A 13274-nucleotide genomic window follows, 5' to 3' on the forward strand; every position below is an offset into this window, starting at 1 on the left:
GGGGGAACAGGCTATCGGCCTGTCTTGTCACAACAGTGGAAGGGACAGATCAATGACGATCAAACGTATCGAATGTGGTGCGCGTATGAGCGCCGCCGTCGTCCATAATGGCACCGTCTATCTGGCCGGTCAGGTGGGGACGCCCGGTAAATCGGTTGCGGATCAGACCCGCGACGCGCTGGCCGAGGTCGACCGTCTGCTGGCCGAAGCCGGTTCGGACAAGGAGCATATCCTGAGCGCGCAGATCTGGCTGGCCGATATGGCCGATTTTGCCGAAATGAATGCCGTATGGGATGCATGGGTCGCGGCAGGCCACGCCCCCGCTCGGGCGACTGGCGAATCGAAACTGGCCGCGCCGGACTATCTGGTCGAGGTGATCGTGGTGGCTGCCGTAAAATAAGCGCGGCATCCAAGACCCAGGGCCCGGATCCTTGGTCCGGGCCAGGGCGGGGATGGTTGGAGGTGGTGTTTCAGGCGGTCGCGGCCTCTGCTGCCAGAAGCCGGATCCGCTCGACCATCGCGCGCAGCCCGTTCGAGCGCTGGGCGGAGAGGTGGTCATTCAGCCCCAGACGGGCCAGTTCGGCCTCGGCATTGGTGGCGGTGACCTCGGACACGGTCAGGCCGGAATAGAGCGCGTGCAGAATGGCGATCAGCCCCTGAACGATCATCGCATCCGACTCACCTTGGAAATTGAAACGGGCCTCGGGGCCGGTGCCCTCGATCCGCGGCAGCAGCCAGACCTGACTGGCGCAGCCCTCGACCTTGGTTGCAGGCACTTTCACGGCATCGTCAAGATGGGGCATCTCCTTGCCCAACTCGATCACATGGCGATAGCGGTCTTCCCAATCGTCCAGAAATTCGAATGTATCGGCGATTTCTTCAAAAGCTTCGCTGGCCATCTTCCCACTCCGCAGCCTGTTTCTTGGCTTCTACCTAGACCCAGTCCGCGCAAGGGTCCAGTGTCGCCTTTTCAAAGCCCGCGCGATAGGCTAGGGAAAAGAAGATCAAGTGCCGGAGAGACCATGAGAAAACCGTTCCTTGCTTCGCTTGCCATCGTGCTGGCCCTTTCCGCCTGTGGCAGCATCCGCGAAAGCCGTATGAATCCGTGGAACTGGTTCGGTTCTTCGACCGAAAAGACGTCCACGCCGAGCCTTGCGCCGAAAGGCGGATATGCGGCGGCGCTGGCCGATAACCGCAGCGTTATCGCGCAGATCACATCGCTGGAAATCCGCAAGACCTCGGCAGGGGCAATCGTCGAGGTGACGGGCCTGCCGCCGACACAAGGCTGGTGGGATGTCGCGCTGATTGCGGAAAATGACGGGCGTCCGGTCAATGGCGAGATCCATTATACGATGGTCGGCTATCCGCCTTCCGCCGAGAGCGCCGAGGCCCACCGTGCCGGCACGGTCGGGTCGCGCCAGATCACCGCTGCGGCCTATATCGACAATTTCAAACTGGCCGATGTGCGTCGGGTGACCGTCACCGGTGCCTCGAATTCGCGCAGCGCAAGCCGCTAGGGTCCGGAGGCGGGCCGTTAAGGCTTGCCAGTTCCTGACGGATGGATAGCCTCCTGTGGATCGCAGGAGGTTTTTTCATGTCGCATCTTCTCTTGGCCTATATCGCCTATTTTCTGGCGGTCGCCAGCCCCGGCCCGAGCACATTGGCGATCATGGGGGCCGCGATGGGGTCGGGGCGGCGGACGGCGCTGGCCCTTGCTGCGGGGGTGGTCAGCGGCAGTCTGGTCTGGGCCGGTCTTACGGCGCTCGGGGTGGGGGCGCTGTTGATGGGGGCTGCCCGGCTTCTTTGGGGGCTGAAGATTCTGGGCGGGCTGTATCTGCTGTATCTGGCATGGAAAACCCTGCGGGCGGCGGCCGGGCAGGGCGCGGTTGCCAGTCTCCGCCCGCAGAGCTCTGGGCAGGCCTACCGGCGCGGGCTTCTCCTGCATCTGACCAATCCAAAGGCGATCCTCGGCTGGGCTGCAATCTTTACGCTTGGAGTGCCGGAAGGGGCGGGGGCAGGCGATATGGCCTTGCTGTTTGCGGGCTGCGCGGGGCTGGGGGTCTGCGTGAATTTCGGTTATGCGCTGGGGTTTTCCGCAAGCCTCGTGGTCGCGCGCTATCAACGGGCCAGGCGTTGGATCGAAGGCGCGATGGCGGCCGTGTTCGCCGCTGCGGGGCTACGGCTGCTGTTCTTGCGTTAAGCTGGCGCACAAGTCCCCGTCGTCGTGTGTCCGGATGGGGGAACGCTTGCTGCCGCAAGATCAGAGGGGCAGCCTTTGTCACTATTGCACAAAGCTGCGCCAAATGGAAACGGGGCGCCGCCGGACAGCGCGCCCCGTATGTGGTCCTGTAATGGTGCCCTGAGGCCGGTCTTACAGCGTGACCAGCTTCACATCGCCATTTTCAGCCGAAAGCGCGATTTTGCCTTGGGCAAGACGCAAGGCATCTTCGCCGAAAACCTCGCGCCGCCATCCCGAAAGCGCGGGCACATCGCGCTTGCCTGCGGCGATATGGTCCAGATCGGAGGACGAGGCGATCAGCTTCGGCGCCACCCCCGTCTGGTTCGATTTCGCCTTCAACAGCACCCGCAAGAGATCGGCCAGAGCGGAATCCACTTGCAGATGGTCGTTGTCGCTCTGCACCTTGGGCATCTTGTCGGCAGGAACGGCAAGTCCTTCTTTGACCGCGGTGATGATCCCTTCGGCAATCTCGCCCTTGCGGGCCTCGCGCAACAGGAGCCGCGATTTTCCCAGATCATCAAGGCTCACGGGCTTGGTCGAGGCCAGTTCCAGCAGCGCGTCATCCTTGAAGATCCGCGAGCGCGGGATATTGCGGTTTTGCGCAAACCCTTCGCGGAAACGCGCCAGCTCGCGCACGACCGACAGGAACTTGCCCGAATGGGTGCGGGTCTTCACGCGCAGCCACGCATCCTCGGGCCGGGTGATATAGGTTTCGGGGTTGAGCAGAATGCCCACCTCTTCTTCAACCCAAGGCGCACGACCGGATTTCTTGAGCTGCTTGGCCAGAAACTCGTAGATCACCCGCAGATGGGTCACATCGGCGATGGCGTAATTCTGCTGTGCCGCACTCAGCGGACGGCGCGACCAGTCGGTGAAGCGCGAAGTCTTGTCGAGAGACTGCTTGGCGATCTTGCGCACCAGCGTCTCGTAGCCCACCTGTTCGCCAAAGCCGCAGACCATCGCGGCCACCTGCGTGTCAAAGAGCGGGTCGGGGAAGACCTTGGCATCGGTAAAGAAGATTTCCAGATCCTGCCGCGCGGCATGGAACACCTTCACCGTCGCCTTGTGGCGGAAAAGGTCGTAAAGCGGCTCGAGCGAGATACCCTTGGCCAGCGGGTCGATCAGCGCCGCGCGCCCCTCGACCCCGTCATGGTTGGGCAGCGCCATCTGGACAAGGCAGAGCTTCGACCAATAGGTGCGTTCGCGCAGAAACTCGGTATCCAGCGTGACATAGGGTTCCGCCTTTGCGGCTTCGCAGATCTCTGCAAGCGCTTCGGTGGTCGTGATGATATCCATAGCAGGCCTTGTCTGATTGTGCGGGCTCATCCCGCTGGGTCTGGTTGCACGGGACGTTTCCCGCAGTCACAGTGTCTTTAGACCCGCCTAGGGGCTTTGGGAAGAGCTGGCAGGACCAAGCCGTGCTGTTCGCGGCATGCGGGGCTCAGTTTGCCCGCAAAACCTGCGTTGGATCGTATTCATAGATCCAGTCATATTTGCCAATCAGAAGATCCGGCGCGAATTTCGAGACCGCGCGAATCCCCAGATGGCCGATCACGCGGCTGATCCCCGACAGGTGGTAATTGCGCGCATTCTTGTTGGCGGCCTCGACAATGGCGCGGCAACGCTCGATCCGTGCGGTCTGATAGGCGGCAAAAGCCACCTCGTCCTCGTTATGCAGGGCAAGGGCCTGTGCCAGAATCCATGCATCCTCCAGCCCCATATTCGCGCCCTGTGCAAGAAAGGGGAGGGTGGGATGCGCCGCGTCACCCAGTATCGCACAGCCCGGACCAAACCAGCGCGCGGCGACAGGGTGGCGGAACAGGCCCCAAAGATAAGGCTCTTCGACCTGTTCAAGCCAGCCCCGCACCTCGGGGCAGAAGTCCTCGAAGGCCACCCGTAATGTCATGGCGTCATCGCGGATATGCCAGCTTTCCTCGGCCCAGCGTCTACGTTCTTCCACGGCAACGATATTGCGCATGCCGTTTGACAGCGGATAGCTGACCAGATGTTTTTTCGCCCCCATGAAGACGCGGGCGATGGGCGTGGTGTCGCCCGTCATCGGCACCATCGCTCGCCAGGCCACCTGATTGGTGAAAAAGGGTTTCGCCTCGCCATTCAGGGCCATGCGCAGTTTCGAGTGCAGCCCGTCCGCACCAAGAACGGTGCCGGGGCGGGCCATATGCCCGTCGGCGAAATGCAGCGTCGGCCCGTCGGGGGAAATCTCGACGCGTTCGATTTTCTCGCCCAGCCGGATCTCGACCCCTGCATCAATGGCGCCTTGGGCCAGTACATCGACCAGATCGGGGCGGCGGAGGAAATGGTAGGGGGCTTCGGGGCGGCGGGCAGCCATATCAAGCCGTGTCACGCGCTGGCCGGTTTCGCCGTTGAACAGCTCGACCGCCTGCAGGCGGGGGCTTGTCCTGCACAGGCCTGCGCCTAGCCCCAGTGCCTCGATCACCCGCATGCCATTGGGCGAGATCTGCAAGCCCGCGCCGACCTCTGCCAGTTCGGGGGCCTGTTCAAGCACCGTGACCCGCGCGCCATGCATCGCCAAGGCGCGTGCAAGCGCCAAACCCGAGATGCCCGCCCCAAGGATGGTGAACTCTCTGCCGACCAGCATGTGAACCTCGCCCTCATATAAGCAACCACCGGCACGGATGATCCATGCCGGGGTGCGGATACTCAGACAACATTAACCAGATACCCGCAATGCAGAAAAGCCATTGGCAGATGCAAGCAGGCCGAAAAGACAAAAAAACGCAGGCAAAGCCCACGCCCGTCAGTCGTCGCGATGAACCCGCTCACGGCGCTCATGGCGCTCTTGGGCTTCCAGCGTCATCGTTGCGATGGGGCGGGCATCAAGACGTTTCAGCGAGATCGGCTCGCCGGTCTTTTCACAATAGCCGAACTCGCCTTCATCAATGCGGCGCAGTGCGGCATCAATCTTGACAACCAGTTTGCGCTGGCGGTCACGGGTGCGCAGTTCCAGTGCGCGATCGGTTTCTTCCGACGCACGGTCTGCCACATCGGGCACGGATCTTGCGGAATCTGCCAGACCTTCGAGGGTCTCTGCGGATTGTGCGAGAAGCTCGTGTTTCCAATTCATCAGCTTGCGACGGAAATATTCCAGTTGACGATCGTTCATGAACGGCTCGTCTTCAGCCGGGCGATAATCATCCGGAAGAAAGATCTCGGGTTTCATGACTGGCCTTTCTATGGTGCCTGACCCTTTGTTAGTTCGGGAAACATGCCCCTGAGCGTGGCACGATTCCTTGCCGCCCGAATACCTGACCAAAGACTGTTTGTCACGTCTCTGCGTATCTGCCTGCTTATTTTAAAAGCGATGCTTATTTTTTGTGCAAAAAGTCTTTTTCTTGCGGCCAAAACGGCGGCAGAATAGGGTGGTCAAGGCCGCCATCAGGGAAATAATCATGCAATTCCAATCCACCGAAAGCTATATCGCGCCTGCGGATCTGACCGTGGCCGTCAATGCGGCCGTGGCGCTGGAGCGCCCGCTGCTGGTCAAGGGCGAACCCGGCACCGGCAAAACGGAGCTTGCGCGTCAGGTGGCACAGGCGCTGGGGATGGATATGATCGAATGGGGGATCAAATCCAGCACGCGCGCGCAGCAGGGGCTTTACGAATATGATGCCGTGTCGCGGCTGCGCGATAGCCAGCTTGGCGATCCGAAAGTCAGCGAGATCGGCCATTACATCCGTCATGGCAAGATCTGGCAGGCCTTTGCGGCCCCCGAGCGGGTGGTGCTGCTGATTGACGAGATCGACAAGGCCGATATCGAGTTCCCCAATGATCTGTTGCAGGAACTCGACCGGATGGAATTCCATGTCTACGAGACGGGCGAGACCATTCGCGCACGCCATCGCCCCGTGGTCATCATCACCTCGAATAACGAGAAAGAGCTGCCCGACGCCTTCCTGCGGCGCTGTTTCTTCCATTATATCCGCTTCCCCGACCCCGAGACGCTGGCCAAGATTGTCGAGGTGCATTTCCCGCAGATCAAACCCAAGCTGCTGGCCGAGGCGCTGACGCGGTTTTACGAGATCCGCGAGACGCCGGGTTTGAAGAAGAAACCCTCGACCTCGGAAGTGCTGGACTGGATCAAGCTTCTGTTGATCGAGGATCTTGCCCCCGAATATCTGAAAGCGGACGGGGGCAGCCTGTTGCCGAAGCTGCATGGCGCGCTTTTGAAAAACGAACAGGACGTGCATCTGTTCGAGCGGCTGGCCTTTGCGGCGCGCGGCAGGCGCTGAGCGGGCAAAGAAAAGGGGCCGCGACGGCCCCTTTTTGCTGTGTGGATATTTCTGGGCGGAGCGCGCCGTTATTGCAGATAGGGCATCGGGTCGACGCTCTCGTAGCCTTGGCGCACCTCGAAATGCACAAAGCCCGGATCGTTCTGACGCACTTTGGCAATGGTCTGGCCGCGCTTGACGGTGGCATCTTTCGACACCGCGATATTGTCGATATTGGCATAGACCGTCAGCAGGCCATCGGCATGGCGCAGAACAAGGATCGGCACCTGCTCGGTATCTTTGGTGATGGCGGCAACCGTGCCATCGGCTGCTGCCTTGACGGGCGTGCCGGGCGCGGCAGAGATATCCACCCCGTCGTTTTTCTTTTTTACATAGGGACGGATGATCGACCCGTTGACCGGCATCAGCAGGCGCGACGAACTGGAGGCGCTGACCTGCTTGCTGAGATTGGGCACAGCAGAGGTATCCACAGGGGCCGAGCCGGGGGTGGTTTTTTGCTGCGGCAGCGGTTCGGCGGCCGAGGGCGGGGTGGGCGTCGCGCTGCCCTGACCGGGCTTGCTGGTGGTGGCTTGCCCCGATTGGCTGGGCAAAGCGGTCGGGATCAGCAGATACTGGCCCTCATGCACGCTCATATCCGACGGCAGCCCGTTCCAGTCGGCCAGCGAGCGGACCGAGACGTTGTAATAACGTGCGATGGAATAGGCGGTCTCGCCACGGGCCACGCGATGGCGTACCGGCTCGGGCCCTGCGGGCTTGCCGGCAACCGGCGCGCTGGCTTTGGGGGGCGCGCTGGCGGTCTGGCCCGATTGCGAGCGGTCGATGGCATTGGAGGCCAGCGAGGTGATGTCAATGGTGTCCGCCCCGCCGCTTGCGGTTGCGCCCGCGCCGGTATAGCTGCCCGAACCGGCAGGCTCTTGCACGCGGCTGGGCAGGACAAGCACGGCCCCCTGATTGAGCACGGTATCGGTGCCGATGGCATTGTAACGCGCCAGATCATTGGCATTGACGCCCACGCGCGCGGCCACGCTGGCCACCGTATCGCCACGGCTGGCGACCGCGACCTGATAATTGGGATAGGAGATGATGCCGCGCGTGTCCGATTGCGGACGCGGCGCGGTGGCACGTTGGGCCGCATCGCTGGTATCGAAGCCGATCTGGGAGTATTTGCGCAGATCCGGATCGAAATTGCCGGACGGCATACAGGCGGCCAGCGCAACTGCGGAACCGCCCAGCATCAGAAAGGTTGCAAGACGGGGGCGTCTGTAAGATGTCATCGGCGCTTCTTCCTCATTGGTTCCTATTCCCTCTCGGGTCGTTTTAGCCTTTGGGTCGGGAACCGCAACCCGGCGGGCCTTATTCGTTTGCAAGCCCCTCGACCAAGGGCACGAACCGCACGGAACGCAGTTCTTCGTAGTCGAAGCCGGTTTCAAGCCGCCGGACGCGGATCAGGCTTTGGACCGTGTCGGACTGGCCAACGGGCAGCACCATGATACCGCCCGGCTTGAGTTGCGACAAGAGGGGCCCCGGCGGGTCTTCGGCGGCGGCTGTCACGATGATACGATCAAAGGGGGCCTGATCGGGCAGGCCAAAGCTGCCATCGCCGGTAATGGCGACGATATTTGACAGATCCATCTCGCGGAACAGGTCTTCGGCATCGCGCACAAGCTGCTTGTAGCGGTCGACGGTATACACGCGGCGTGCCAGCCCCGACAGGATTGCGGCCTGATAGCCCGAGCCTGTGCCGACCTCCAGCACCGTATCGCGCGGGCCGATCTCTAGCGCCTGTGTCATCAGCCCCACGATCGAGGGCTGGCTGATGGTCTGGCCGCAACTGATCGGCAGCGGCATATCCTCATAGGCGCGCTCGGCAAAGATCCCCCGCACGAAGCGCCCGCGGTCGATCCGTTCCATCACCTTCAGCACGGCCGCATCCGTCACCCCGCGCGAGCGGATCTGGAACAGAAAGCGCATCTTGCGCTCGGCCTCTTCCTCGGACGGGGTCATTCGATGGCCGTCTTCAGGCTGTCGAGCACGTCATGTGCGGTCAGATCGGCGCGCATGGGGGTGACCGAGATATACCCTTCGAGATTGAGCGCGGCATCGGTGCCGGGGGCGGTGGCGGTATGCTGCGGGCCGCCCTTGACCCAAAGGAACTTTTTCCCCGAGGGCGAATGCGTGGCCTCGGTGGTGAAGAAACTGTCGGTGCGATAGCCCATAGGCGCGACCCTGGTCCCTGCCACATCGGCCCCCGCGACCGGCGGGAAGTTGATGCTGTAGAACACACGATAGGGGCCGTCATCCCAGATGCCCTTTTCCCACAGCTTGCGCACAAGGGCGGGGCCATGCTGGCGGGCGGCGTCAAAGGGGTCGTCGAGGCAGCTGGTGCGCGGCCCCATGAACTGGCTCAGGCCAATGGCGGGAATGCCTTGCAGCGCGCCCTCCATCGCCCCGCCCAGCGTGCCGGAATAAAGCGCGTTTTCAGCGGAGTTATTGCCACGATTGACCCCCGAGAGGATCAGGTCGGGACGGCCATCGGTGAGCACATCATAGAGGCCGGCCAGCACGCAGTCGGCGGGGCTGCCTTCGACCGCAACGCGGCGGGGGCCCAGCTCGGCCGTGAGCATGGGGCGCGAATAGCTGATGCAATGGCCGACCCCCGATTGTTCGAAGGCAGGAGCGACGGTCCAGACCTCGCCGGTGGGACCGGCAAGGCTTTCCGCGATTTCCTGCAAGACAGCAAGACCTGCCGCATTTATCCCGTCATCATTGGTAATGAGAATGCGCATCGCCTCTGTCCCCCGGTTCTATCTGTGCCTTCGGTGATAACGCGGGCATCTCAGGCGGTAAAGCGCCCACCCCCTAGGGGGCGGGCGGAAAGCTTGCGGGGCGTTGCAACATCGCCGCAATGCGGTTTGTGCCGCCCTGACGGGGGGGCGTTCCGGGCCTGTTGTGCGGGGCAGGCGCATGGGACGGCCTGTCTCAGGCGGTCGCGGTTTCGGGCAGCAGCAGATCCAGCAGGCGGGCGGCCTCGTCGCGCGGACGGGCGAGGGGGGCGCGGTCCTCGCCGGGGAAGAAGCGGGCGCGCAGTCCGGTGGGCATCGGCTTCGGCGCCAGAATGGTGACCTTGGGGCCGATGCTGTCATTCTCGGCGGCCCAAGAGCGCACAAGCGCCATTTGAGCGGCTTTGGTTGCCCCGTAGGTGCCGAAGAATTTCTCGCCGGCATGGCAATCGTCGAAGAAGACGGCCTGTCCGTTGCGGGCGCGCAGCAGCGGCTCCAGCATCGGGATCAGCATTGCCGTGGTGGTCAGATTGACCGCGATGGCGGCTTCCATGTCTTTTTGTGCGATATGGCCTGCGGGGCTGAGCGGTGTGCCGTGGATCGCGGTATGGCACCACAGGTCGATCCCGCCCCAGCGGTCAGCCACCGACTGGCCCAGATGTTGGGCCTGTGCCGGATCTTTCAGGTCGAGGGGGGCAAGCGTGGCCTGACCGCCCTGCGCCTGAATGCGGTCGTCGAGATCTTCCAGCCCGCCAACGGTGCGTGCCACGGCCATGATGTGATAGCCGCGTGCGGCAAGACCTTCGGCAAGGCCTGCCCCCAATCCGCGTGAGGCACCGGTGATCAGGGCGAGTTTCTTGCCCGTGCTGTGGTCTGTCATGGGGCGGTCCTTCTTTTGGGCCCCGTGGCAGTACGGGGGCAGTACGGGGGGCGGTCTTGGGTGGTGTCGGAGGCGCTGTGCCGGAGGGGGGCGGTTTCCTGCGCGCCATCGAGGCCCGCAGGAAACCGGTCGGGGTCTTCGCCCCCTCCGGCGCAGCTTCCGAAAGATATGCATGCGAAAAGGCCGGGAAATTCCCGGCCTTTCCATGATCTGTATCAAATGCAGCTTTGAAGCTTAGCGGGTTGCGACATCGGTATAGTCGCGCGCGGTCGCACCGGTATAGAGCTGGCGCGGACGGCCGATCTTGCCGGTCGGATCCTCGATCATCTCTTTCCATTGCGAAATCCAGCCGATGGTCCGCGACAGCGCGAAGATCGGGGTGAACATCGCGGTCGGGAAGCCCATCGCCTCGAGGATGATCCCCGAGTAGAAATCGACGTTGGGGTAGAGTTTTTTCTCGATGAAATACTCGTCTTCCAGCGCGATTTTCTCAAGCTCTTTGGCCACTTGCAGCAGCGGATTGTTTTCCACGCCCAGAAGGCCCAGAACCTCGTCCGCCGATTCTTTCATGACCTTCGCCCGCGGGTCGAAATTCTTGTAGACGCGGTGACCGAAGCCCATCAGCTTGAAGGGATCGTTCTTGTCTTTCGCACGGGCGATGAATTCCGGAATACGATCCACGGTGCCGATTTCGCGCAGCATTTCCAGGCAAGCCTGGTTTGCGCCACCATGCGCCGGACCCCAGAGGCAGGCGATGCCGGCTGCGATACAGGCGAAGGGGTTCGCCCCCGAAGAGCCCGCCAGACGCACGGTCGAGGTCGATGCGTTCTGCTCGTGATCGGCATGGAGCATCATGATGCGGTCCATCGCCTTCGCCAGCGCCGGTTCCACGTGATAGGGCTCTGCCGGAACGGCGAAGCACATATGCAGGAAGTTCGACGCGTAATCGAGATCGTTGCGCGGATAGACGATCGGCTGACCGATCGAATATTTATAGGCCATCGCCGCGATGGTCGGCAGTTTGGCGATCATGCGGATCGCGGCCACTTCACGTTGCCACGGATCGGTGATGTCGAGGCTGTCGTGATAGAAAGCCGACAGGCCGCCCACAACGCCGACCATCGTCGCCATCGGGTGGGCATCGCGGCGGAAGCCACGGAAGAAGTTGTTGATCTGCTCGTGCAGCATCGTGTGACGGGTCACGCGATATTCGAAATCTTCCATCTGTGCCTTGTTCGGCAGTTCCCCGTAGAGAAGCAGGTAGCAGGTTTCGAGATAATGCGATTTCTGTGCAAGCTGTTCGATGGGATAGCCGCGATACAGAAGCTCGCCCTTATTCCCATCGATATAGGTGATTGCGGATTCACAAGACGCGGTCGAGGTGAAGCCCGGGTCATAGGTAAAGACGTCAGCCTGCGCATAGAGCTTGCGGATATCAATAACATCCGGGCCTGCTGCTGGGGAGAGTACGGGGAGGTCGTAAGACTTCCCGTCCAGGGTGAGCGTCGCCGTTCTATCAGCCATTGGGTTCCCTTTCGTAATGCCGGCTGGGCCGCGCCGGTCGTTGTTATCCGGTCGAGCCGGAAGGTGGCCCGGCCTCAGGCCACCTGATCCTCAAGCCTCGCCACGGTCTCGTCTCGACCGAGGGTCAGCATCATATCGAATACACTAGGGCTCACTGAACGCCCTGCCAGAGCCGCGCGCAAGGGGGAAGCGAGCTTGCCAAGCCCCATTTCATGCGCCTCTGCAACAGATTGTACGATGGCCTCCAATTCCTCTCGCGTCCAGCTAGCATTTTGCAACTGCGGCGTCAATTCTTTCAGAATACCACGGTATACCGGATCAAGCGCCTTTTGCGATTTCTCATCCAGCTCCAATGGCCGTTGATTGAGGATAAAAGACGCTTTTTCAATGAGTTCCGGGAATGTCTTCGCACGATCTTTCAGGCAGTACATTGCGCGGGTCAGATCGTTTTTCTGTGCGTCGCTGAGCAGAGGTTGTTTTGCCGCCTCCAAATAGCCGTCAATTTGAGCAACAATATCGGCATCATCCATCACGGCGATATGCTGGCCGCAGATATTGGCCAGCTTCTTGAAATCGAGGCGGGCCGGCGATTTGCCGATTCCGCCCAGATCGAACCATTCACGCGCTTGCGCATCCGTGAAAAACTCATCGTCGCCGTGGCTCCAGCCAAGCCGCGTCAGATAGTTGCGCATCCCTGCCGCCGGATACCCCATCGCCTGATACTCTTCCAGACCGACCGCGCCGTGGCGCTTGGACAGTTTCTTGCCATCGGGGCCGTGGATCAGCGGAATATGCGCGAAAGTCGGAACCGCCCATTCCATCGCGTTATAGACCAGCATCTGGCGGGCGGTATTCGTCAGGTGGTCATCGCCACGGATGACATGCGTCACGCCCATATCATGATCATCCACCACAACCGCCAGCATATAGGTGGGCGTACCATCCGAACGTAAACAGATCATGTCATCGAGCTGGTCGTTACGGATCGTCACATCGCCCTGAACGGCATCATGGATCACCGTTTTGCCTTCCAGTGGCGCTTTCACGCGGATCACGAAGGGCGCGTCGGGATGGGTCGCAGGGTCGGCATCGCGCCACGGGCTGCGGAACAGGGTCGATTTGCCCTCGGCTTTGGCGGCATCGCGGAAGGCCTGGATCTCGTCCTGGCTGGAGAAGCACTTATAGGCGACACCGCGGGCCAGCATCTCGTTGGCGACCTCGGCATGACGGGGGGCGCGTTCGAACTGGCTGATCGGGTCGCTGTCGAAATCGAGCCCCAGCCAGTCCAGCCCCTTCATGATGGCAGCGGTCGCCGCATCGGTCGAGCGCTCCCTGTCGGTATCCTCGATCCGCAAAAGCACCTTGCCGCCCATATGGCGCGCATAAAGCCAGTTGAAAAGCGCCGTGCGCGCGCCCCCGATATGCAGATAGCCGGTCGGCGAGGGGGCAAAACGGGTGACGATCTGGTCGGACATCTTGAGGGCCTTTCGAGGCGCCAGAGGCGCGCATTAAGCATTTGGAAACCATGTTCGCAGAGCCTGTGCGCCATAGCTTCCCGGGTTTCTTTGCGTCGATGAATA

Annotated in this window: 14 protein-coding genes; 4 read left to right on the plus strand and 10 right to left on the minus strand. The window is 61.8% G+C overall.

The features are described from left to right. Positions 1 to 52: 52 nt before the first annotated feature. On the plus strand, positions 53 to 400 hold the full coding sequence (locus WDB88_RS07175) for a RidA family protein (protein ID WP_339106997.1): 348 nt from the start codon (positions 53 to 55) through the stop codon (positions 398 to 400). A gap of 70 nt (positions 401 to 470) precedes the next feature. On the opposite strand, the gene WDB88_RS07180 is transcribed toward WDB88_RS07175, so the two are convergent. Then, entirely contained in the window at positions 471 to 899 is a 429-nt protein-coding gene (locus WDB88_RS07180) for a SufE family protein (protein WP_339106998.1), read from the minus strand. Between the two features lie 123 nt (positions 900 to 1022). Between WDB88_RS07180 and WDB88_RS07185 the strand changes: the two genes are divergently transcribed. Together WDB88_RS07185 and WDB88_RS07190 are read left to right on the plus strand one after the other, a co-directional pair. Beyond that, positions 1023 to 1517 (plus strand): hypothetical protein, encoded by a 495-nt coding sequence (locus WDB88_RS07185; RefSeq protein WP_339106999.1) that lies wholly within the window; start codon positions 1023 to 1025, stop codon positions 1515 to 1517. Positions 1518 to 1594: 77 nt separating this feature from the next. Beyond that, complete coding sequence (locus WDB88_RS07190) at positions 1595 to 2200, plus strand: LysE family translocator (RefSeq protein ID WP_339107000.1); 606 nt, start codon at positions 1595 to 1597, stop codon at positions 2198 to 2200. 171 nt (positions 2201 to 2371) lie between these two features. On the opposite strand, the gene rnd is transcribed toward WDB88_RS07190, so the two are convergent. From rnd to dksA, 3 genes are all read right to left on the minus strand, one after another. Continuing rightward, on the minus strand, positions 2372 to 3535 hold the full coding sequence (gene rnd, locus WDB88_RS07195) for a ribonuclease D (protein ID WP_339107001.1): 1164 nt from the start codon (positions 3533 to 3535) through the stop codon (positions 2372 to 2374). A 145-nt stretch (positions 3536 to 3680) separates the two neighbouring features. Further along, positions 3681 to 4859, minus strand: a complete 1179-nt coding sequence (locus WDB88_RS07200; protein WP_339107002.1) for an FAD-dependent monooxygenase — start codon at positions 4857 to 4859, stop codon at positions 3681 to 3683. Positions 4860 to 5018: 159 nt separating this feature from the next. Further along, positions 5019 to 5441, minus strand: a complete 423-nt coding sequence (gene dksA / locus WDB88_RS07205) for an RNA polymerase-binding protein DksA (RefSeq protein WP_339107003.1) — start codon at positions 5439 to 5441, stop codon at positions 5019 to 5021. A gap of 229 nt (positions 5442 to 5670) precedes the next feature. Between dksA and WDB88_RS07210 the strand changes: the two genes are divergently transcribed. Then, complete coding sequence (locus WDB88_RS07210; RefSeq protein ID WP_339107004.1) at positions 5671 to 6510, plus strand: MoxR family ATPase; 840 nt, start codon at positions 5671 to 5673, stop codon at positions 6508 to 6510. Between the two features lie 68 nt (positions 6511 to 6578). Here WDB88_RS07210 and WDB88_RS07215 read toward each other — a convergent pair whose 3' ends face one another. The 6 genes from WDB88_RS07215 to gltX all read right to left on the minus strand — a co-directional run bounded on the left by WDB88_RS07215 (position 6579) and on the right by gltX (position 13169). Continuing rightward, entirely contained in the window at positions 6579 to 7745 is a 1167-nt protein-coding gene (locus tag WDB88_RS07215) for a peptidoglycan DD-metalloendopeptidase family protein (protein ID WP_339109494.1), read from the minus strand. Positions 7746 to 7863: 118 nt separating this feature from the next. Continuing rightward, positions 7864 to 8514: a protein-L-isoaspartate(D-aspartate) O-methyltransferase gene (locus WDB88_RS07220; RefSeq protein ID WP_339107005.1), complete on the minus strand. Its 651-nt coding sequence runs from the start codon at positions 8512 to 8514 to the stop codon at positions 7864 to 7866. Continuing rightward, positions 8511 to 9296, minus strand: a complete 786-nt coding sequence (gene surE / locus WDB88_RS07225; protein ID WP_339107006.1) for a 5'/3'-nucleotidase SurE — start codon at positions 9294 to 9296, stop codon at positions 8511 to 8513. Before surE ends, WDB88_RS07220 begins: the two co-directional genes overlap by 4 nt. A gap of 193 nt (positions 9297 to 9489) precedes the next feature. After that, entirely contained in the window at positions 9490 to 10170 is a 681-nt protein-coding gene (locus WDB88_RS07230) for an SDR family oxidoreductase (RefSeq protein ID WP_339107007.1), read from the minus strand. 234 nt (positions 10171 to 10404) lie between these two features. Next, positions 10405 to 11694: a citrate synthase gene (locus WDB88_RS07235; RefSeq protein WP_339107008.1), complete on the minus strand. Its 1290-nt coding sequence runs from the start codon at positions 11692 to 11694 to the stop codon at positions 10405 to 10407. A 74-nt stretch (positions 11695 to 11768) separates the two neighbouring features. Continuing rightward, positions 11769 to 13169 (minus strand): glutamate--tRNA ligase, encoded by a 1401-nt coding sequence (gene gltX / locus WDB88_RS07240; RefSeq protein ID WP_339107009.1) that lies wholly within the window; start codon positions 13167 to 13169, stop codon positions 11769 to 11771. Positions 13170 to 13274 lie beyond the last annotated feature (105 nt).

The sequence above is a fragment of the Thioclava sp. GXIMD4216 genome (assembly GCF_037949285.1).
GTDB classification, from domain to species: domain Bacteria; phylum Pseudomonadota; class Alphaproteobacteria; order Rhodobacterales; family Rhodobacteraceae; genus Thioclava; species Thioclava litoralis.

What these genes read in the sequence shown, in the direction of transcription:
- WDB88_RS07175 (WP_339106997.1), top strand. Translation starts at nt 53, where the DNA reads ATGACGATCAAACGTATCGAATGTGGTGCGCGTATGAGCGCCGCCGTC.
- WDB88_RS07180 (WP_339106998.1), bottom strand. Translation starts at nt 899, where the DNA reads ATGGCCAGCGAAGCTTTTGAAGAAATCGCCGATACATTCGAATTTCTG.
- WDB88_RS07185 (WP_339106999.1), top strand. Translation starts at nt 1,023, where the DNA reads ATGAGAAAACCGTTCCTTGCTTCGCTTGCCATCGTGCTGGCCCTTTCC.
- WDB88_RS07190 (WP_339107000.1), top strand. Translation starts at nt 1,595, where the DNA reads ATGTCGCATCTTCTCTTGGCCTATATCGCCTATTTTCTGGCGGTCGCC.
- rnd (WP_339107001.1), bottom strand. Translation starts at nt 3,535, where the DNA reads ATGGATATCATCACGACCACCGAAGCGCTTGCAGAGATCTGCGAAGCC.
- WDB88_RS07200 (WP_339107002.1), bottom strand. Translation starts at nt 4,859, where the DNA reads ATGCTGGTCGGCAGAGAGTTCACCATCCTTGGGGCGGGCATCTCGGGT.
- dksA (WP_339107003.1), bottom strand. Translation starts at nt 5,441, where the DNA reads ATGAAACCCGAGATCTTTCTTCCGGATGATTATCGCCCGGCTGAAGAC.
- WDB88_RS07210 (WP_339107004.1), top strand. Translation starts at nt 5,671, where the DNA reads ATGCAATTCCAATCCACCGAAAGCTATATCGCGCCTGCGGATCTGACC.
- WDB88_RS07215 (WP_339109494.1), bottom strand. Translation starts at nt 7,745, where the DNA reads ATGCTGGGCGGTTCCGCAGTTGCGCTGGCCGCCTGTATGCCGTCCGGC.
- WDB88_RS07220 (WP_339107005.1), bottom strand. Translation starts at nt 8,514, where the DNA reads ATGACCCCGTCCGAGGAAGAGGCCGAGCGCAAGATGCGCTTTCTGTTC.
- surE (WP_339107006.1), bottom strand. Translation starts at nt 9,296, where the DNA reads ATGCGCATTCTCATTACCAATGATGACGGGATAAATGCGGCAGGTCTT.
- WDB88_RS07230 (WP_339107007.1), bottom strand. Translation starts at nt 10,170, where the DNA reads ATGACAGACCACAGCACGGGCAAGAAACTCGCCCTGATCACCGGTGCC.
- WDB88_RS07235 (WP_339107008.1), bottom strand. Translation starts at nt 11,694, where the DNA reads ATGGCTGATAGAACGGCGACGCTCACCCTGGACGGGAAGTCTTACGAC.
- gltX (WP_339107009.1), bottom strand. Translation starts at nt 13,169, where the DNA reads ATGTCCGACCAGATCGTCACCCGTTTTGCCCCCTCGCCGACCGGCTAT.